The organism is Hymenobacter sp. B81 (genome assembly GCF_044628455.1).
Lineage (GTDB): Bacteria > Bacteroidota > Bacteroidia > Cytophagales > Hymenobacteraceae > Solirubrum.
Genome location: NZ_JBIYZW010000001.1, coordinates 1453031 through 1471365 on the forward strand (window position 1 = coordinate 1453031; position 18335 = coordinate 1471365).

Below are 18335 nucleotides of genomic sequence, written 5' to 3' on the forward strand. Positions count from 1 at the left end.
CACGGCTTTGAGCCGTGGCACCACTCAGCCGCCGCGCCGCCGTGGCTCCCCCTCTCCCCGGAGAGGGGGCCGGGGGGTGAGGCCCCGGCAACATTTGCGGTTCTGTGCCGACCTTTACCCCCTGCCCCGCGCCCGGCTTCCGCCCACGGAAGCTTAATGGCCGTAGGACCTTCCCCACCCGAACCACAACGACTATGAATATTGGAGACCGAGTGCGCCTGATGTCCGGCCGCGAAGAAGGCATCGTTACCCGCATCCTCGACCACGATCTGGTGGAAGTCACCATCGACGATTTTCCGGTGCCGGTGCTGCGCCGCGAGCTGGTGGTCATTGCCGCCGAGGAGTTCAAGGCCTTCGGCGGCAGCCAGCTGGCGCCCTCGCAGGTGCCCAGCGGCAAAGCCACCGCCAAAACCGGCGGCAAGGCCAAGCCCGCAGCCGCTGCCCCGCAGCCCGGCGCGGCTCCCGCCAGTGGCGGAGCCGCGAAGCCGGAAAAGCCCGCCCCGGCGCCGCCCGCGCCCAAGGGTCTGTACCTGGCGTTGCTGATGCAAACCTCGGAGCTGCTGGCCCTGCACCTGATCAACAACACCGACGCCGAGGTGCTCTACACCTTCGGCGAGGAGCGCAGCGGCGGCCAGTACCGGGCGCTGAATGCGGGCAAGCTGGCGCCCAAGGCGGCCAGTGAGCCGCTGGGCCACCGCCACCTCAAGGACTTCGAGCAGTGGCCGGCCAGCATCGTGCAGCTACTGCCCTCGCAGCCCAACTCGCCGGTGCTCTACGACGTGCTGCTCAAGCGCCTCACCTTCAAGGCCAACACCTTCTACTCCAGCCGCCGCGCGGCGCCGGTGCTGCAGCGCGAAGCCTACCTGTTCCAGCTCGACGAGAAGCCCGCCACCCCCGTGGCCCTGCCCACCGACGACGCCCCGGCCGCGCCCCAGCCCAAGGAGGTGCCCGCCATCAGCGCCAGTCAGCTGCGCGACCAGCTGGCCGAAAAGCTGCGCGGCGACGCCCGCTCGGTGGTGCCCGCGCCCAAGCAGGAACCGGTGAAGGCCATCGTGGCGCCCCCGCACGAGGTCGACCTGCACCTGGAAGCCCTGCGCCCCGAGGGCGCCGAGGGCCTCACCAACACGGCCATGCTGGAAATGCAGGTGGCGGCCTTCGAGGACGCGCTGAGCCGCGCCCTGGCCACCGGCATGCACGAAATCATCTTCATTCACGGGGCCGGCAACGGCACGCTGCGCAAGGAGCTGCACAAGCGCCTGAGCCGCAACCGCGACATCAAGTTCTTCGAGGAAGCCCGCAAGGAGAAGTTCGGCTACGGCGCCACGCTGGTGCGGCTGAAGTAAATCATATTAGTCAACAATATCACCATTGAAATGACAAAGCATTTCAGCTTTATTGAGAAATTCCTCCTAGTAGCAGTATCAGCCATTACCATTTGGCAGTTTATAGAACCAAGGTTTTCAACAATAGAGTCTTCGTACGAAGAGGAAAAAGCAATTCTTCCAAAAATGGTTCAGGATACTATTGTTGAATATTCTGCTCAATCCATAAGCTTCGACGTTCTTAAGTATGTAGAAAGAAATTATAAAAATATAAATGAAAACAACTCACCTATAGACAGCTTAAATAATATATTAAATAAAAGAATAGTAAATAGAGACTTTAGCAGATTCAAAGAAAGCTTGCATTATCACTACACTATTAATATCAGAAATAGTGGCTCTAAAGAGATTGAAAGCATCAATGTGAGCACAAAAAGCGAAGGTTCGTATGTATTACTACAGGACAACAAACCATACAAAGATGGTTTCTTTTTGGGCAAAGTAGAGCTAGATAACATGAATCCAGAAGATAATGCAACATTACACATTTGGACTATGCCCCTATACGATGGCGATATTAGAATAAATTACAAAGGCGGTTATGAAAAACCCGAAAAAACTGTTAATGCATTGGGCTTCCATGCTACTATAATAAGATACAATTTAATTTTTATTATAAAAATAACACTTGCAATAATTATCGTATCGTATTTTACACCTAAAATATTATCGTATCTACTTAGCACAGTAAAAAAACAGAGTAATGATTCCCAAAATACTGCATAGATTTTCCGTTGTTACTCATCTCCAATGAGCACCAAAATTCTACTCGCCACCTCCCTCCTAGCCCTGCTCAGCTTCGGCAGCCTGGCCCAGCAGCAACCCGCTGCCCAAACGCTGCCCATCCCGCGCAACCTGCAGGCCACCTACGCCAAAGGCACCCGCAGCCCCGACGGTCAGCCCGGCCCCAACTACTGGCAGAACGCGGCCGACTACGTCATCAACATCAGCTTCGACCCGGCCACGCGGCGGGTGGCGGGCACAGTGGATATCAGCTACCGCAACAACAGCCCCGACTCGCTGCGCCAGCTGCTGTTTAAGCTCTACCCCAACCTCTACCAGAAGGGCGCCGCCCGGGCCTCGTCCATCCGCCCCGAGGACGTGAGCGAGGGCGTGCAGATCGAGCAAATGAGCATCAACGGCCAGGAAGTGAACGTGCGCGGCCTGCGCGCCGACGCCACCAACCTGCCCGTGGGCCTCACCCAGGCCTTGGGGCCGAAGCAGACTGCCCGGGTGGCGCTGCGCTACAGCTACGTGCTGAACCAGACCTCGCACATGCGCACCGGTGAGATTGAGCCGGGGGCCGATTTCGTGGCCTACTTCTTCCCGCGCATTGCCGTGTACGACGACATCGACGGCTGGAACCGCCACCCCTACAACGGCCAGCAGGAGTTCTACAACGACTTCTGCAACTTCCAGGTCAACATCACCGTGCCGCGGCATTTCGTGGTGTGGGCCACCGGCGACCTGCTCAACGCCGAGCAGGTGCTCACCAAAAAGTACGTGAAGCGCCTGCGCGACGCGGAAAAGAAGGACGCGGTGGTCAACGTCATTGAAACCGCCGACTTACAGCGCCGCGACATCACCGCCGACCAGGCCCAGAACACCTGGCGCTTTGCCGCCCAGAACGTCATCGACTTTGCCTTCGCCACCGCCGACCACTACGTGTGGCAGTCGACCAGCCTGGTGGTCGACCCCAAAACCAAGCGCCGCACCCGCGTCGATGCCGTGTACAACACCAAGCACAAAGACTACGAGGAAGTGGTGCTGTTTGCCCGCAAAACGGTGGAGGCCATGAGCTACACCTTTCCCCGGTGGCCCTTCCCCTACCCCCACATCACCGTGTTCGACGGCCTCGACCAGATGGAGTACCCCATGATGGTGAACGACAACCCGGTGCACTCGCGCGAGGACGCCATTACCCTCACCGACCACGAGGTGTTTCACACCATGTTTCCCTTCTACCTGGGCACCAACGAAACCAAGTACGGCTGGATGGACGAGGGCTGGGCTACCATGGGCGAGTGGATCATTTCCAAGATTATCGACCCCAAGCTCGACGACGACTACGGCGTGCAGCCCTACGCCCAGAACGCCGCTACCGAGGTCGACGTGCCCATTACTACCCTCAGCACCCAGCAAACCGGCACGGCGTTTTTCCTGAACTCCTACCCCAAGCCCGCGCTGGGCTACCTCTACGTGCAGGACTTGCTGGGCGACGAGCTGTTCACGAAAGCCCTGCACCACTACATCCAGACCTGGCAGGGCAAGCACCCCATGCCCTACGACTTCTTCAACGCGATGAACGCGGGCGCGGGCCGTAACCTGAACTGGTTCTGGCAGCGCTGGTTTTTCGACGGGGGCTACCCCGACCTGGCCATCCAGCGCGTGACCAAGCAAGGCAGCGGCTACGAGGTGCTGGTGCAGGCCAAAGGCAGCAAGCCCGTGCCCGTGGACCTCACCATCACCTTCGCCGACAACACGACCCAGCAGATTCACCGCAGCATTGCCGTGTGGGAATCGGGCGCCACCTCCGTTACGGTGCCGGTGCCCACCGATAAAGCCGTGAAGCAGGTAAAGCTGGGCAGCACCTGGGTACCCGATAGCTACCCGCAGGACAACGTGTGGACGGGGAAGTAGAAAACCCGAAGCGTTTCCCCCTAAACTGCCCTACCTTTGCCCGCAAGTGATGCGCCGCCCCACCGCTGCGCGAACCGGGCAACCGGGGAGCGGAGAGGAAAGTCCGGGCAACGCAGAGCACCCTGCTTCCTAACGGGAAGGACGGCGGCTGGGAACGGCCGTTGGACAGCCAGTGCCACAGAAAACTACCGCCTTTCTCATTTATCATTGATCAATTAGCATTTATCACCCGCTGATAAATGATCAATGTCAAATGATAAATGAAAAGGTAAGGGTGAAAAGGTGCGGTAAGAGCGCACCAGCGGGCGGGTGACCGTTCCGGCTGGGTAAACCTCAGGGGTTGAAAGGCCAAATAGGCCGGCACGCAGAGCCGCAAGGCTTTGCAACGGGCGGCTCGTCCGGTCGGCGGGTAGGCTGATGGAGCCCGCGCGCGAGTGCGGGCCTAGATAAATGGTGGGGCCGCCTCGCAAGGGGCGGACAGAACCCGGCTTACAGGCGCATCACTTGAACTTCACAACCGGCCGTCGTTGCAGCCCGCAGCGGCGGCCGGCTTGTTTATCGGCGTAGAGGCGCATATTTGCGGGTGGCCGCTGTCACGCTGCCGGCGCGACTCCACCTCTGCTACGGTTGGTTTCGCTGGCGCCCGGCAACGCGGAGGCGCCCGCCGGCGTCTCTACCTTCCCACTTCCACCCTGCCTATGCCCCGTATTCTCATCATCGACGACGAAAAAGCCATTCGTCACACGCTCAAGGAAATCCTGGAGTTTGAAAGCTACCAGGTCGACCAGGCCGAGGATGGCCCCACCGGCCTCGACATGCTGGTGAAGGACAAGTACGACGTGGTGCTCTGCGACATCAAGATGCCCAAGATGGACGGCATCGAGGTGCTGCAGCGCGCCCAGATCATTGCCCCCGACGCGGCCTTCATCATGGTTTCGGCCCACGGCAACGTGGAAATGGCCGTCGACGCCACCAAGAAAGGCGCCTACGACTTTTTGCAGAAGCCGCCGGACCTTAACCGCCTGCTGGTGACCGTGCGCAACGCCCTCGACCGCACCAAGCTGGTGGCCGAAACCAAGACGCTCAAGAAGAAGGTCGCCAAAAGCTCGGAGATGGTGGGCACCTCGGCCGCCTTGGGCGTGGTGCGCACCGCCATCGAGAAAGTAGCCCCCACCGACGCCCGCGTGCTCATCACCGGCCCCAACGGCGCCGGCAAGGAAATGGTGGCCCGCCAGATTCACGAGCAAAGCAACCGCGCCAGCGGCCCGATGGTGGAAGTCAACTGCGCCGCCATTCCCTCCGAGCTGATCGAGTCGGAGCTGTTCGGCCACGAGAAAGGCTCGTTTACCTCGGCCGTGAAGCAGCGCATCGGCAAGTTTGAGCAGGCCGACGGCGGCACCCTGTTCCTCGACGAAATCGGCGACATGAGCCTCTCGGCCCAGGCCAAGGTGCTGCGCGCCCTGCAGGAAAATAAGATTACCCGCGTGGGCGGCGAAAAGGAAATTCCGGTGAACGTGCGCGTGGTGGCGGCCACCAACAAAAACCTGCTGCAGGAAATTGCCGACCGCAACTTCCGCGAAGACCTCTACCACCGCCTCTCGGTCATCCTGATTCAGGTGCCAGCTCTCAACGACCGACGCGACGACATTCCGGCCCTGGTGGAGAAGTTCCTGGCCGACATCGGCAACGACTACGGCAGCAAGCCCAAGCGCATCAGTCCCGAAGCCATGCAGTACCTGCAGGGTCTCGACTGGCGCGGCAACATCCGCGAGCTGCGCAACGTGGTCGAGCGCCTGGTCATCCTCGGCGGGGACCCCATTTCCGCGGCCGACGCCCAGTCGTTTGCCGGCAAGTAGGTTCGTTTTTCGTTGTTGGTTTTCTGTTTTTCGCCTGTTCTGGTAAGCAAATGCACAAGCCCCACCGTCGTACGACGGTGGGGCTTTTTTGCGTCTGAGCCAACCGGGAACCGGAACCTAAACCGGCGGCGGGCTGTCTGACTCTTGCGCCGCCGATTGCATCTTTTGAAGGATCGTATCGACCCTGGCACCTGCAGAGGCCACTGTCTGTATAGCTTTTCTCATTCACCTCTTCTTTGTACATGCTGCAATCATTGCTGAATTTGCGCCTGGGGGCCTGGCTGAGTGCCGCCGCGATGGGAACCACCTTGCTGGCCAGCTGCGCCACCGAGGCCGAAGAAGTAGCGCCGGCAACGGCCGCCAACTCTACCGAGATTAAAGCCGCCGAGGCCCCGCTGGCCGGGCGCTACATTGTGGTGTTGAAGGACGCCAGCGTGGAGCTGGGCGCCGGCGAAGAGTACAGCCAGCGCGGCCAGAAAGTGAAGGGCTTCGCCGAAGGCCTGCTGCGCAAGCGCGGCCTGCGCCCCGAGAAAGTTCGGCGCACCTACAACCAGCTGCTGCGCGGCTTTGCCGCCGAGCTGACCCCGGCCGAAGCCAAGCAGTTGGCCCAGGACGCCAGCGTGGCCTTCGTCGAGCCCGATCAGATCATTCGCGTCGAGCAAACCACGGGCACTACCACCGCGGCTCCGGCCCAGACCGTACCCTACGGCGTCAAGCGCGTGGGCTACGCCAGCGGCGTGGGCAAAACCGCCTGGATCATTGACACCGGCATCGACCTGACTCACCCCGACCTCACCGTCGACGTGGCCCGCAGCCGCAGCTTCGTCAGCACCGGCGCCGACGCCACCACTGCCGACGACCTGCACGGCCACGGCACCCACGTGGCCGGCACCATTGCCGCCAAAAACAACACCATTGGCGTAGTGGGCGTGGCCGCCGGCGCCCGGGTAGTGGCCGTAAAGGTGCTCGGGTCCGATGGCAGCGGCAGCTCGTCGGGCGTCATTGCCGGCATCGATTACGTTTCGGCCTTCTACAAATCCGGCGAGGTAGTCAACATGAGCTTGGGCGGCGGCGTTTCGCAGGCCCTGGACGATGCCGTACTGCGCGCCGCCAACAAGGGTATGCTGCTCTCGGTGGCCGCCGGCAACGACGCCAAAAGCGCCACGCTGCACTCCCCGGCCCGGGTAAACCACCCCAACGTATTCACGATTTCGGCCATGAGCAGCACCGACAGTTGGGCGCCGTTTTCCTGCTTCGGCACCCCGCCCGTCGACTACTGCATGCCCGGCGTGGCCATTGCTTCGACGTACAAAGACGGCTTGTACGGCACTATGAGCGGCACTTCCATGGCCGCGCCTCACATGGCCGGCGTGCTGCTGCTGCGCGGCAAGGCCTTCACCCGCAGCGGCTACGTGAAGGGCGACCCCGACGGCAAGCCCGACCCGATTGCGCACTTGTAGTTCACTTGATTTAACGCAAAACGGCTTCCCAGTTTTTGGGAAGCCGTTTTGCATTTAGGCGCAATTTTAAAGACTGAGTAGCTAGCGGGGCTGGGAAGAGGCTTCGCGCAGCTGCTTCTTCTGGTCGCGCATGCGGCTTTTTTCTTCGCGCAACTGCACCTGGGCGGCTTTCTCGCGCTGGCGGGTTTGCTGGGCCAGCAGCTGCTGTTCCTTCAGCTGGTGTTTCTGCACCCGCATGGCATTGCGCTGCTGCCGCAGCTCCGAGGCGCTGGCATCCACGGCCTTGCGGCTCTCGGTGCTTTGCCGGCGCTGGTCGGCTACTACCTCGCGGGCATCCTGGGTACGCTGCTTCTGCTGGTCGACGCGCTGCTGGGCCGAGTCGGCGGCGGTTGGCGTTTGCGCCTGGGCCGGGGCCGCCAGCAGCCCGCCGACGGCCAGGGTGAGCGAAAAGAGTATGGCTAAGTGTTTCATGGCTACAGGACTGAGAAGGGTGTTATCCTGTAACGCAGACCCAGCCAAATAAATTGAAATCAGCCATTTAATAAACACAATACCCCTCCCCTGTTCTTAGCCGGCCATCTGGTTGCAGCCGCGGATGTCGGAGTTGTCGAGCCGGCCCATGATTTCAAACGAGCCGTCGGGATGGCGGCGGGCCAGGTCGCGGGTTTCGATAAAGGCGCAGCTGTCCACGTTGGCCAAATCCACCACGTTCGCGGCCCCGGCCCCGCGCGTGGCGCTCAGGCTAAACGGGTCCGACGGGTCGCGCAGCAGCAGCAGCAGTTGGGGCGGCAGGTGGAAGCGTCCGTAACCGGGGCTGTAGGCCTGCGAGAGCAGCTCCGTCATGCCGTACTCCGAGTGAATGGGCGCCGGCCCGAAGCCCCGTTGCAGCTCGGCGTGCAGCTCCTCGCGAATCATTTCGCGCCGCCGACCCTTCATGCCGCCGGTTTCCAGCACCGCGTCGAGCAGCCGCAGTTCGGGCGCTGCGGCGTGCGCCTGCACCAGGTCGAGCAGGGCGTACGACACGCCGATGAGCATGATGCGCCGCTGGGGCGCCGCCTGCCGAACCTGGCCGATGGCGCGCAGCAGCGCGGCGTGGTCGTGCAGGAAAAAGGCCGCGCCGGTGGGCTGCCCCGATTTCCGCACGAAGTGCTCGACCATGGCCACCAAGGACGACTGCCCTTGCTCCAGGTACGAGGGCAACAACGCCAGAAACGTCCAGCTCTGCAGAGGGCCGTAGGTTTGCTCGAAGATGCGCGCGGCGTTGCGGCGGTAGAGTTGCGGGTCGCGCACGAGGTGGCGGCTGCGCACCTGCCCGGTGGTGCCCGAGCTGCTGAACTCCTCCTGCGCCGTCCACTCGTCGCCGGGTTCGGTCGTGACTACCGCGTGGGTCTTGAAGAACTCGATGGGCAGAAACGGAATGTCCGTCAGCTGCTTTATGTCGTCGGGCCGGCAGCCCAGGTGCTGCAGCCAGTGGCGGTAGGGCGCGCAGTACCGGGCCTGGTGGCGAAACAGGCGCAGCGCCAGGTCCTCGGCCTCGGCGGCGGGCAACCGGTTTAAGTCGCGCAGGTAATCGGAACGGAAACTCATTGCGGAAGGGCGGAGTTTGCAAAGGTGAATAACAATCTGCCGCGGGCTGCGTTGGAAATACGTACTTTCCGGGCCCGAATCCGGAGGCAGCATCCGTTCCGGCTTTTGCCTTTTACTGCTATGATGCGCACACGCTTACTCCTTGGGTTGACGGTTTTGCTGGCGCTGGCGGCCACTTCCTGCCTGAACCCGCCCGACTATCCCGACACGCCCAGCATCAGCTTCAAAAGCTTTACCCGCCAGCGGGTCAGTGACCGGTTTGGCACCTACGACACGCTCACGGTGACCATCAGCTTCAAGGACGGCGACGGCGACCTGGGTCTCAACAACGACGAGGAGCAGCCGCCTTACAACCGCCTCAACCTCGACGGCACCGAGAACCGCTACTACAACAACTACTACCTGCAGCCGCAGATCCGCAAGGCCAACGGCGAGTTCGAGGACACTACGTTTTCGATTCCCTTCAACAGCCGTTTCCCGCGCCTGGCGCCCACCGAAAAGCCGGCCCCGCTGCGCGGTGACCTGAGCTTCGGTTACAAGCTGTTCCAGGGCAGCCTGGGTCGGCCGGGTGCGCAGCTGCGCTTCCGCGTGAGCATCATCGACCGCGCCCTGCACGAAAGCAACGAGGTCATTACCGACGCCGTTACCATTCCGTAGCCCCACCGCGGCCGCCAAACGCACTACGCCCCGCCCGACGCTGGTTCGGGCGGGGCGTAGTGCGTTTGGTGCTTAGTAGATGTCAGGGAAGCGCGCGGGCTCGGCCTCCTGCAGCAGCTCGTACACCGCGTCGAATACGTCCTCAGCGTTGGGCTTGGAGAAGTAGTCGCCGTCGGAGCCGTAGGGCGGACGGTGGGCGTGCGCGGCCAGGCAGCGCGGCTGCGAGTCGAGGAAGCGGAAGGCTCCCTGCTCGTCGAGCACCTGCTGCAGCATGTAGGCCGTGCCGCCGCCGGGCACGTCTTCGTCGGCAAACAGCACGCGGTTCGTTTTCTTGATCGACTCCAGAATCAGCGCCTCACGGTCGAAGGGCAGCAGGGTTTGCACGTCCACTACTTCGGCCGAAATGCCCACCTGCTCCAGCTGCTTGGCCGCGTCGAGCACGATGCGGCACATCGAGCCGTAGGTGACGATGGTGATATCCGAGCCTTCGCGCAGCACCTCGGGCACACCCAGCGGCACGGTGAACTCGCCCACGTTGGCGGGAATGCGCTCCTTGAGGCGGTAGCCGTTCAGGCACTCAATCACGATGGCCGGCTCGTCGCTCTTGAGCAGGGTGTTGTACATGCCGGCGGCCTGGGTCATGTCGCGCGGCACGCACAGGTGCATGCCCCGAATGGCACCCAAAATCATCTGAATGGGGGAGCCCGAGTGCCAGATGCCCTCGAGCCGGTGGCCGCGGGTGCGCACGATGAGCGGGGCCTTCTGCCCGCCCTTGGTGCGGTACTGCAGGCAGGCTACGTCATCGGAGAGAATCTGAATGGCGTAGAGCAGGTAGTCGAGATACTGGATTTCGGTGATGGGCCGCAGGCCGCGCATGGCCGCCCCGATGCCCTGCCCCACGATGGTGCACTCGCGGATGCCGGTGTCGGTGATGCGCAGCTCGCCGTACTTTTCCTGCAGGCCGGCAAAGGCCTGGTTCACGTCGCCGATGCGGCCTACGTCTTCGCCGATGGCAAACACGCGCGGGTCGCGACGGAACATGGCGTCGAAGCAGGCCTGCAGCACCTCGCGGCCGTCGACCTGCGGGGCGTCGGCGGCAAACTCGGCCTTCACTTCCTCCACCTGCAGGGCCGATTCCTCGCTCTGGCTGTAGAGGTGGGAGTTGTAGCGGTCGGCGTTTTCGGCCAGGGCCTGCTCGTGCCAGCGGCGCAGCTCGCCGCGGGCGCTGCTGCGCTTCACGTCGCGCACCAGGCGCAGGGCCCGGCGGGCCGAGCGCACCAGATCGGCGCGGATGGGCGTGGGATTGTGCTGGAGCTGGTGAATGAGCTCGTGCAGCTCGTTCTGGCGGCCGGTTTCGGCGGCTAGGGCTTCGAGCAGGGCCACGCACTCGTCGCGCTCCTGCTTGATGGGGTTGAAGAAGGCTTCCCAGGCGGCGGCGCGGGCTTTGCGCACTTCCTCCTTGGCCTCGGCTTCGATCTGGTCGAGCTCGGCCTCGGTGGCGTGGCCTTCCTGCAGCAGCCACAGGCGCATCTGGCGCAGGCAGTCGAACTCCTGCTCCCAGCTGAGGCGGTCCTTGCTCTTGTACCGCTCGTGCGAGCCGCTGGTGCTGTGGCCCTGGGGCTGGGTAACTTCGGTGACGTGAATGAGCACCGGCACGTGCTGGCGGCGGCACACGTCGGCGGCGCGCTGGTAGGTGTCCACCAGGGTGGCATAGTCCCAGCCCTTTACCACGAAGATTTCGAAGCCGTCCTGGCCCTCGCCCTCGCGCTGGAAGCCCTTCAGGATTTCGGAGATGTTCTGCTTGGTGGTCTGGTACTCGGCGGGTACCGAAATGCCGTAGTGGTCGTCCCACACGCTCACCAGCATGGGGATTTGCAGCACGCCGGCCGCGTTGATGGCCTCGAAGAACATGCCCTCGGAGGTGCTGGCGTTGCCGATGGTGCCGAAGGCCACCTCGTTGCCCGAGCGCGAGAACTGAGTGAACTGGTGCAGCTCGGGGTTCTGGCGGTAGAGCTTGGAGGCGTAGGCCAGGCCCACGAGGCGGGGCATCTGCCCGCCGGTGGGCGAAATGTCGGCCGAGGAGTTTTTCAGGTCGGCCAGGTTGCGAAACTGCCCGTCTTCGTCGAGCGAGCGGGTGGCAAAGTGGCCGTTCATGGCCCGGCCGGCGGTGGCCGGCTCAGCCTCCACGTCGGGGTGGGCGTAGAGCTGGGCGAAGTACTGCTGCAGGGTCAGCTCGCCGATGGCCAGCATGAAGGTCTGGTCGCGGTAGTAGCCCGCGCGGAAGTCGCCGGCCTGGAAGGCGCGGGCCATGGCCAGCTGGGGCAGCTCTTTGCCGTCGCCGAAGATGCCGAACTTGGCCTTGCCCATAAACACCTCCTTGCGGCCGGTGAGCGAAGCCTGGCGGCTTTCCCAGCCAAGGCGGTAATCACGAAGCAGTTCTTCCTTGCTGAGCGTGGCGGCGGCCTGAAGCGCAACGGCCGATTCGGCAGTGGACATGCGGGAGGTGGCGGGGGAAACTGAGGGAAAACGCCCCGGGGAGGGCGGCCCGTCCGCTCGGACGGGCGGGCAAAAGTACGCAAAACGGCCGCTTCGGGACGAAAGCCCGGGTGGCGGGGCTCCCGGCAGTTGTGGCTATATTTGCCTGATGCCACCGGGGCCGGCGGCCGGCCGGCCCCGGTGGCCCGCTTCTTGCCCCTGGCCCCTTTTCCATTTCCACCCGCTATGCTGCACAAAACCTTTACTTCCCTGCTGCTGGGCGCAGCACTGCTGCTGACCTCGGCCCTGAGCGCCGCGGCCCAGGGCGTGATGAGCTTCGAGAAAAAAGACCACGACTTCAGCAACGTGACCGAGGGCACCACGGCCACCCACGAGTTCAAGTTCAAGAACACCGGCAACCAGCCCATCGTCATTGCCAACGTGCAGGCTTCCTGCGGCTGCACCACGCCCGACTGGACCAAAACCCCGGTGCTGCCGGGCAAAACCGGCTTTATCCGCGCTTCCTACAACAGCGCCGGCCGCCCGGGCCAGTTCAACAAAACCGTGACGGTGACCAGCAACGCCACGGAGTCGTCGCAGATGCTCACCATCAAGGGCACGGTGCTCACCAAGGACGAGCTGCGGCCCAAGTTCAGCGCCGCCGAGCTGGCCAAGTCGCCCAAGCTGGTGATTGACCGCATGAGCCACGACTTCGGCAAGATGGAGGCCGGCCAGCAGCCCGTGGCCCGCTTCACGGTGAAAAACGCCGGCAAAAGCCCGCTGGAGCTGAGCACGCTCACCTCCAACTGCTACTGCGTGAACTTCAAGACCCTGCCCAAGGCCATTCAGCCGGGCCAGTCGGCCACCATCGAGCTGCAGTACGGCCAGCGCCAGATTGGTCAGATGGTAGACGTGGTGACGCTGCACTCCAACGACATCACCGCCCCCGACCCCAAGATTACCCTGCGCGCCAACGTGGTGCAGAGCCTCTCGCAGCAGAGCATGCTGAAGGAAGGCGGCGCGGCCGTGCCGTTTAAGTAAGCAACGCGGCTTCGCCCGGATTTTTGCAGACAGAACCAGCGTGGTGCCGCGATGCTAACATCGTGGCACCATTGTTTTTACCCGGTGCCGGCCGGCCGCGCTGCTTTGCCAGCGGGCCTTTGGGGAGCTGCCCAGCCCCGGGTTGGCGGGAAGTTTGCAGTTTGCCCGGCACCTTCTCTCAACTGCTTTGCTATGCGTGCTTCTCTACTGATTCTGGCCGGCGGGGCCCTGCTGCTGGCCGGCTGCGTCAAAAACATCCACGTGCCCCAGGCCACTCCCCAGCTGGGTTTGCAGCTGCGCGTGAAGCTGCCCCCGCTCACGGCCACCACCTCGCTCGACACCGTGCGGGCTATGCTGGAGCTGGTCAACACCAACGACGAGCCCTACGTAGTGTCGAGCCCGGCGCGGCCCCAGAGCAGTTTGCCGGTGGTCCAGGTCGACGGGCGCATTGTGCCCTGGGAGCTGCACCAGAAGCGCGGCAAGGACGTGCGCATCACCATTCCGGCCCGCGGCAGCTACCGCACCACCTACGATCTGCCGCTGAGCTTCTACGCCGGCGGCAACCGCCTGCCCGCTGGGCAGCAGCGCCAGCTGCAGGTGTTCTACCACGGCCGGGTGTACGGGCCGCACAAACTGAAATCGACCCGCCTGGAAATTCCCAGCAACAAGCTGGCGTTTTAGGGTTTGGTTTTTCGTTGTTGGTTGTTGGTTTTTCGCCCCGGCTCCGATCCTGAAATCCCAACAGCCATAAACCAATAACCATAAACGAAAATCCAACAACCAGCAACCAACAACCAACAACAAGAAACCACCGACTCCTCGCGTATATTTGCGGCCGTTTTCCCCGTCATCTCACCCATCGTCTCTTCCCCCATGATCATCGGCGTACCGAAGGAAATCAAGAACAACGAAAACCGCGTGGGCCTGACCCCCGCCGGAGCTGCTGAATTCCGCAAGGCGGGCCACACGGTGTACGTGCAGACCGAAGCCGGCGTAGGCTCGGGCTTTACCGATGCCGAGTACGAGCAGGCCGGCGCCCTGATTCTGCCGACCATTGCCGACGTGTACGGCCAGGCCGAGATGATCGTGAAGGTGAAGGAGCCCATTCAGGAAGAGTACGAGCTGATCCGCGAGGGCCAGCTGCTGTTCACCTACTTCCACTTCGCCTCGAGCGAGCCGCTGACCCACGCCATGATCGAGCGCAAGGCCGTGTGCCTGGCCTACGAAACCGTGGAGCGCGCCGACCGCTCGCTGCCCCTGCTCGTGCCCATGAGCGAGGTAGCCGGCCGCATGGCCCCGCAGGAAGGTGCCAAGTACCTCGAGAAGCCCCTGAAAGGCCGCGGCATCCTGCTGGGTGGCGTGCCCGGCGTGCGCCCCGCGCACGTGCTCATTCTGGGCGGGGGCGTGGTAGGCACCAACGCGGCCAAAGTAGCCGCCGGCTTCGGTGCTCAGGTAACCATCATGGACATCAGCCTGAACCGCCTGCGCGAGCTGGACGACATCATGCCCAAGAACGTGGTGACCGAGTACTCCAACGAGTACAACATCCGCACCGCCATCAAAACCGCCGACCTGATCATCGGCGCGGTGCTGATTCCGGGCGCCAAGGCTCCGCACCTCATCACCCGCGACATGCTCAAGGACATGAAGCCCGGCACCGTGCTGGTAGACGTGGCCGTGGACCAGGGCGGCTGCATCGAAACCTGCAAGCCCACCACCCACGAAGACCCGACCTTCATCATCGACGATGTGGTGCACTACTGCGTGGCCAACATGCCCGGCGCGGTGCCCTACACCTCGACGCTGGCCTTGACCAACGCCACCCTGCCCTACGCCATCAAGCTGGCCAACCTGGGCTGGCGCGAGGCCTGCCTGCGCGACGAAACCCTGCGCCTGGGCCTGAACGTGGTGAACGGCGAAGTAGTGTACAAAGGCGTGGCCGAGGCCTGGAACCTGCCCATGACCAACGTCACCAAGGTGCTGCAGCCCGCCCACGTCTAATTAATAATTCACAATTATTAATTAATAATTGTCTGAAAAAGCCTTTCCGATGCCTTGTCGGAAAGGCTTTTTCAATCCGGTGGGTTCCGGCCCCCGTCACCGTTACGCTTCGCTTTCATGAAAGACATTACCTATATCGGGGAACCGGTTTCCGACTCGGCCACCTTCAAGCAGCTGCCCATCGAGCTGCAACACTTTTTGCTGCGCCAGAACGGCGTAGTGGCTTACCTGGGCGGCATTCACATCCGCGGCTGCTGCCACGAGCCCGCCTGGCACTCCCTGCGCGAGGTGTGGCACGGCGAGACGGCCTTCCACAAGATTTACCCCGTCGTCAAGGAAACCGACATTCCTTTTGCCCAGGACGCGGTGGGCAACCAGTTTCTGCTGCGCGCCGGCAAGGTGTGGTTTCTCGACACCGAAACCGGCCAGATGGAGCCGCTGAAGGTGGATTTTGAGCGCTTTATCGTGAGCGTGGAGCGCTTTCCCAACGAGGCCCTCGACCTCTCGGCCGTGGCCACCTTCCGCAAGGTGGGCACCTACCTGCAGCCCGGCGAGCTGCTGGCCGTGTACCCGCCCACTTGCATTCAGACCGACGGGGACCTGATGCGCCTGACCCGCATGCCGGTGGAAACTCGCCTGCACTCCCTGGCCGATTTGTTTAACCAGATCCGCCGCCTGCGCCCGGGCCAGAAAATCCGCCTCCGCACCGACGAGCCCCGCCCGCAGTACCCCGTGTCGGGCGAGCAGCCCGCTGCTCCCCAGGCTTCCGCGGAAACTCCGGCCGCGGATTCCGGTGCGGCCCCGACCGCTGAAGTGCCCGCCCAGCCGCGCCCCGACGAGCCAGCCGCCGAAGCGTAGCGCGTGACCGGGTCGTTGCCGAAGCCCTCGCCCGCGCTGCGCCTGCTGCTGCGCCGCTTTTCGCTGCTGCTGGCCGCGTACGCGCTGCTGCGCCTGGGTTTCTACGTGGCCAACCGCGAGGTATTTGCCGAGGCCTCGGCCCGGGAAACGCTCTGGGCCTTCTGGCACGGCTTCCGCTTCGACCTGGCTGCCCTGCTGCTGCTGAACATCCCCTTCCTGCTGCTTTCGTTGCTGCCCGGGACCGGCCGGGGCTGGCAGCGCGCCCTGCGCGGGGTGTTTCTGACGCTGAACGCGCCGGGGCTAGCCCTGAACATCATCGACAGCCAGTACTTCAAATTCATTGGCCGCCGCACTTCCGACGAGCTGTTCACCATCACCGGCGACATCGAGCGGCAGGCGGGGCAGCTGGTGGCGCACTACTGGTTTCTGATTCCGCCGTTTGCCCTGCTCTTCGGCCTGCTGTGGTACTGCTACCCCATGCCCCGGCCGGGGGAAGAGCCGGCGGCACCAGCGGCCCCGCCGCTGCGGCGCTTTGCCCGCACGGCGCTGGAAGTAGCCCTGGTGGCGGCGGGCATTGTGCTGGGCATTCGGGGCGGCCTGCAGCTCAAGCCCCTGCGCACCGGTCACGCCTTCGTGCAGACGCCGCCTTCGCTGGGCCACCTGGCGCTGAACAGCACGTTCACGTTTCTTAAAAGCGCCATTGCCCACCTCAATCCCGACCGCCGGCCGGGACTGGAGCGCCGCCGTTACTTCGCCTCTGCCCAGGCGCTGGAACAAGCGCTGAACCGCCGCCCGGTAACCGCCCGCCCCGGCGCCCCGCGCGACAACGTGGTTGTCCTGCTGGTCGAAGGGTTTGCCTCCGAGTACAACGGCATCGAAAACCCGGGGCAGAAAAGCTACACGCCCTTTTTCGACTCGCTGGCCACCCAGGGCCGGTTTTTCCGCGAGCATTACGCCAACGGCCGCCGCTCCATCGAGGCGCTGCCGGCGGTACTGGCGGGGCTGCCGGCCCTGATGGAAGGCGCCTTCATCACCTCCGAGTTTCAGGTAAACGAGCTGCACGGGCTGGGCGAGCTGCTGGGCCGGGCGGGCTACGCCACCTCGGTGTTCCACGGGGCCGAAAACGGCACCATGGGCTTCAACACCTTTGCCGGCAAGGCGGGCATTCAGCAGTACTACGGCCTGAGCGAGTACCCCGGCGGCCGCCGCAGCCCCGACTACGACGGCCACTGGGGCATCTACGACGAGCCCTACCTGCAGTACTTTGCCCGGCAGCTGGGCCAGCAGCCGCAGCCGTTTTTCTCCACGGTGTTTACCCTGACCTCGCACGAGCCGTTTCCGGTGCCGCCGCAGTACCAGGGGCGGTTTGCCCCGGGCGAGCTGCCCATTCACGCCTCCATAGCCTACACCGATTTTGCCCTGCGGCAGTTTTTCCAGGCCGCCCGCCGCCAGCCCTGGTACCGCAACACGCTGTTTGTGCTGCTGGCCGACCACACCTCCCAGAGCATCCGGCCCGACTACCAGAACCTGCTCGGCAAGTACAAAACCCCGCTGCTGCTGTTTCACCCCGGCCGCCAGCTGCCTCCCGCCGATGTGCGCCGCATCACCCAGCAGTCCGACGTGCCCGCCACGGTGCTTGACTTCCTGGGCCTGCCCGGCGGCCCCGCCCAGCTGCTGCCCTTCGGCTACTCGGTGTTCGACTCTACCGTGACGGGTCGGGCCCTGTTCTACGCCGAGGGCACGCACTACCTGGTGCACCGCGACTACCTCACCGAACTGACGGCCGACAACCAGGTGCGCCTCTACCCCTACCGCACCCATGACTCCAGCGGCGGGCCGCTGCCCCAGCCCCCGGCCGACAAGCTCCGCGCCTACGGCGACGAGCTGCGGGCCTGCGTGCAGTTTTTCACCAACGGCCTGCTCGACAACCGCCTCTACCCCCCGCGCCCCGCGCCAGCCAGCCGTTAGTCCGCGTCGTTGGCGCGGTCTTCGTCCTCCAGCTTCGAGCGGATGGCCTGGATTTCCTCGCTGTCGATGGGCTTGTGGATGAGGCCGGCTACCAAGTCGTAACGGCGGGCCTTTTCCAGGTCGGCCAGGGCCAGGGAGGAAGTGAGCACGTAGATGTGGCAGCGCCCACGCAGCCAGCTCTCGTGGGGCTGCAGCGCGTCGAGGAACTGCCAGCCGTTCATCACGGGCATGTTCAAATCCAGGAAAATCACCCGGGGCGCCTCGGCGGCGCGCTTGCTCAGCAGGGTATCCAGGGCCTCCTCGGCCGACTCAAACGTGGAAATGCAGGTGGAGAAGCCCTCAATGCGCAGCAGGGTCTCCGTCAGATAGTTGCCCAGGTTGTCGTCGTCGATGAGATAGGTCTTCATGCG

The 18335-nt window shown here is 63.5% G+C and carries 15 protein-coding genes and 1 other RNA gene; 12 read left to right on the forward strand and 4 right to left on the reverse strand.

The genetic code is table 11. The annotated features are described in order from the left end of the window. The first annotated feature begins 194 nt into the window (after nucleotides 1–194). The 6 genes from ACE191_RS06500 to ACE191_RS06525 all read left to right on the forward strand — a co-directional run bounded on the left by ACE191_RS06500 (nucleotide 195) and on the right by ACE191_RS06525 (nucleotide 7338). Complete coding sequence (locus ACE191_RS06500; protein WP_400191376.1) at nucleotides 195–1343, forward strand: Smr/MutS family protein; 1149 nt, start codon at nucleotides 195–197, stop codon at nucleotides 1341–1343. A 30-nt stretch (nucleotides 1344–1373) separates the two neighbouring features. Next, the gene (locus ACE191_RS06505) at nucleotides 1374–2108 is read left to right on the forward strand and encodes a hypothetical protein (protein WP_400191377.1); all 735 of its coding nucleotides are present in this window, start codon (nucleotides 1374–1376) and stop codon (nucleotides 2106–2108) included. A gap of 24 nt (nucleotides 2109–2132) precedes the next feature. Next, complete coding sequence (locus ACE191_RS06510) at nucleotides 2133–4022, forward strand: M1 family metallopeptidase (protein WP_400191378.1); 1890 nt, start codon at nucleotides 2133–2135, stop codon at nucleotides 4020–4022. 46 nt (nucleotides 4023–4068) lie between these two features. After that, nucleotides 4069–4530: RNase P RNA component class A (rnpB, locus tag ACE191_RS06515), an RNA gene on the forward strand. A gap of 190 nt (nucleotides 4531–4720) precedes the next feature. Then, complete coding sequence (locus ACE191_RS06520; RefSeq protein ID WP_400191379.1) at nucleotides 4721–5878, forward strand: sigma-54-dependent transcriptional regulator; 1158 nt, start codon at nucleotides 4721–4723, stop codon at nucleotides 5876–5878. A 242-nt stretch (nucleotides 5879–6120) separates the two neighbouring features. Beyond that, nucleotides 6121–7338 (forward strand): S8 family serine peptidase, encoded by a 1218-nt coding sequence (locus ACE191_RS06525; RefSeq protein WP_400191380.1) that lies wholly within the window; start codon nucleotides 6121–6123, stop codon nucleotides 7336–7338. Between the two features lie 81 nt (nucleotides 7339–7419). Here the strand turns inward: ACE191_RS06525 and ACE191_RS06530 are convergent, their stop codons facing one another. Continuing rightward, nucleotides 7420–7809 carry a hypothetical protein gene (locus tag ACE191_RS06530; RefSeq protein ID WP_400191381.1) on the reverse strand — a complete coding sequence of 130 codons (390 nt, stop codon included), beginning with the start codon at nucleotides 7807–7809 and terminating at the stop codon, nucleotides 7420–7422. Between the two features lie 96 nt (nucleotides 7810–7905). Next, complete coding sequence (locus ACE191_RS06535; protein WP_400191382.1) at nucleotides 7906–8925, reverse strand: acyl transferase; 1020 nt, start codon at nucleotides 8923–8925, stop codon at nucleotides 7906–7908. Nucleotides 8926–9045: 120 nt separating this feature from the next. Here ACE191_RS06535 and ACE191_RS06540 point away from each other — a divergent pair, with 120 nt between their 5' ends. Further along, entirely contained in the window at nucleotides 9046–9582 is a 537-nt protein-coding gene (locus tag ACE191_RS06540) for a hypothetical protein (RefSeq protein ID WP_400191383.1), read from the forward strand. A 72-nt stretch (nucleotides 9583–9654) separates the two neighbouring features. Here ACE191_RS06540 and ACE191_RS06545 read toward each other — a convergent pair whose 3' ends face one another. Further along, nucleotides 9655–12078: a thiamine pyrophosphate-dependent enzyme gene (locus ACE191_RS06545; protein ID WP_400191384.1), complete on the reverse strand. Its 2424-nt coding sequence runs from the start codon at nucleotides 12076–12078 to the stop codon at nucleotides 9655–9657. A gap of 225 nt (nucleotides 12079–12303) precedes the next feature. Here ACE191_RS06545 and ACE191_RS06550 point away from each other — a divergent pair, with 225 nt between their 5' ends. The 5 genes from ACE191_RS06550 to ACE191_RS06570 all read left to right on the forward strand — a co-directional run bounded on the left by ACE191_RS06550 (nucleotide 12304) and on the right by ACE191_RS06570 (nucleotide 17925). Then, complete coding sequence (locus tag ACE191_RS06550; RefSeq protein WP_400191385.1) at nucleotides 12304–13098, forward strand: DUF1573 domain-containing protein; 795 nt, start codon at nucleotides 12304–12306, stop codon at nucleotides 13096–13098. Between the two features lie 192 nt (nucleotides 13099–13290). After that, nucleotides 13291–13779, forward strand: a complete 489-nt coding sequence (locus ACE191_RS06555; RefSeq protein ID WP_400191386.1) for a hypothetical protein — start codon at nucleotides 13291–13293, stop codon at nucleotides 13777–13779. A gap of 192 nt (nucleotides 13780–13971) precedes the next feature. Continuing rightward, entirely contained in the window at nucleotides 13972–15099 is a 1128-nt protein-coding gene (ald, locus tag ACE191_RS06560; protein WP_400191387.1) for an alanine dehydrogenase, read from the forward strand. Nucleotides 15100–15216: 117 nt separating this feature from the next. Beyond that, the gene (locus ACE191_RS06565; protein ID WP_400191388.1) at nucleotides 15217–15957 is read left to right on the forward strand and encodes an SMI1/KNR4 family protein; all 741 of its coding nucleotides are present in this window, start codon (nucleotides 15217–15219) and stop codon (nucleotides 15955–15957) included. 3 nt (nucleotides 15958–15960) lie between these two features. Next, the gene (locus ACE191_RS06570) at nucleotides 15961–17925 is read left to right on the forward strand and encodes an LTA synthase family protein (protein WP_400191389.1); all 1965 of its coding nucleotides are present in this window, start codon (nucleotides 15961–15963) and stop codon (nucleotides 17923–17925) included. On the opposite strand, the gene ACE191_RS06575 is transcribed toward ACE191_RS06570, so the two are convergent. Continuing rightward, on the reverse strand, nucleotides 17922–18332 hold the full coding sequence (locus ACE191_RS06575; RefSeq protein WP_400191390.1) for a two-component system response regulator: 411 nt from the start codon (nucleotides 18330–18332) through the stop codon (nucleotides 17922–17924). The two genes, ACE191_RS06570 and ACE191_RS06575, sit on opposite strands and share 4 nt — an antisense overlap. Nucleotides 18333–18335 lie beyond the last annotated feature (3 nt).

Coding starts and splice junctions, on each gene's coding strand:
- ACE191_RS06500 (WP_400191376.1), top strand. CDS start 195: ATGAATATTGGAGACCGAGTGCGCCTGATGTCCGGCCGCGAAGAAGGC.
- ACE191_RS06505 (WP_400191377.1), top strand. CDS start 1,374: ATGACAAAGCATTTCAGCTTTATTGAGAAATTCCTCCTAGTAGCAGTA.
- ACE191_RS06510 (WP_400191378.1), top strand. CDS start 2,133: ATGAGCACCAAAATTCTACTCGCCACCTCCCTCCTAGCCCTGCTCAGC.
- ACE191_RS06520 (WP_400191379.1), top strand. CDS start 4,721: ATGCCCCGTATTCTCATCATCGACGACGAAAAAGCCATTCGTCACACG.
- ACE191_RS06525 (WP_400191380.1), top strand. CDS start 6,121: ATGCTGCAATCATTGCTGAATTTGCGCCTGGGGGCCTGGCTGAGTGCC.
- ACE191_RS06530 (WP_400191381.1), bottom strand. CDS start 7,809: ATGAAACACTTAGCCATACTCTTTTCGCTCACCCTGGCCGTCGGCGGG.
- ACE191_RS06535 (WP_400191382.1), bottom strand. CDS start 8,925: ATGAGTTTCCGTTCCGATTACCTGCGCGACTTAAACCGGTTGCCCGCC.
- ACE191_RS06540 (WP_400191383.1), top strand. CDS start 9,046: ATGATGCGCACACGCTTACTCCTTGGGTTGACGGTTTTGCTGGCGCTG.
- ACE191_RS06545 (WP_400191384.1), bottom strand. CDS start 12,078: ATGTCCACTGCCGAATCGGCCGTTGCGCTTCAGGCCGCCGCCACGCTC.
- ACE191_RS06550 (WP_400191385.1), top strand. CDS start 12,304: ATGCTGCACAAAACCTTTACTTCCCTGCTGCTGGGCGCAGCACTGCTG.
- ACE191_RS06555 (WP_400191386.1), top strand. CDS start 13,291: ATGCGTGCTTCTCTACTGATTCTGGCCGGCGGGGCCCTGCTGCTGGCC.
- ald (WP_400191387.1), top strand. CDS start 13,972: ATGATCATCGGCGTACCGAAGGAAATCAAGAACAACGAAAACCGCGTG.
- ACE191_RS06565 (WP_400191388.1), top strand. CDS start 15,217: ATGAAAGACATTACCTATATCGGGGAACCGGTTTCCGACTCGGCCACC.
- ACE191_RS06575 (WP_400191390.1), bottom strand. CDS start 18,332: ATGAAGACCTATCTCATCGACGACGACAACCTGGGCAACTATCTGACG.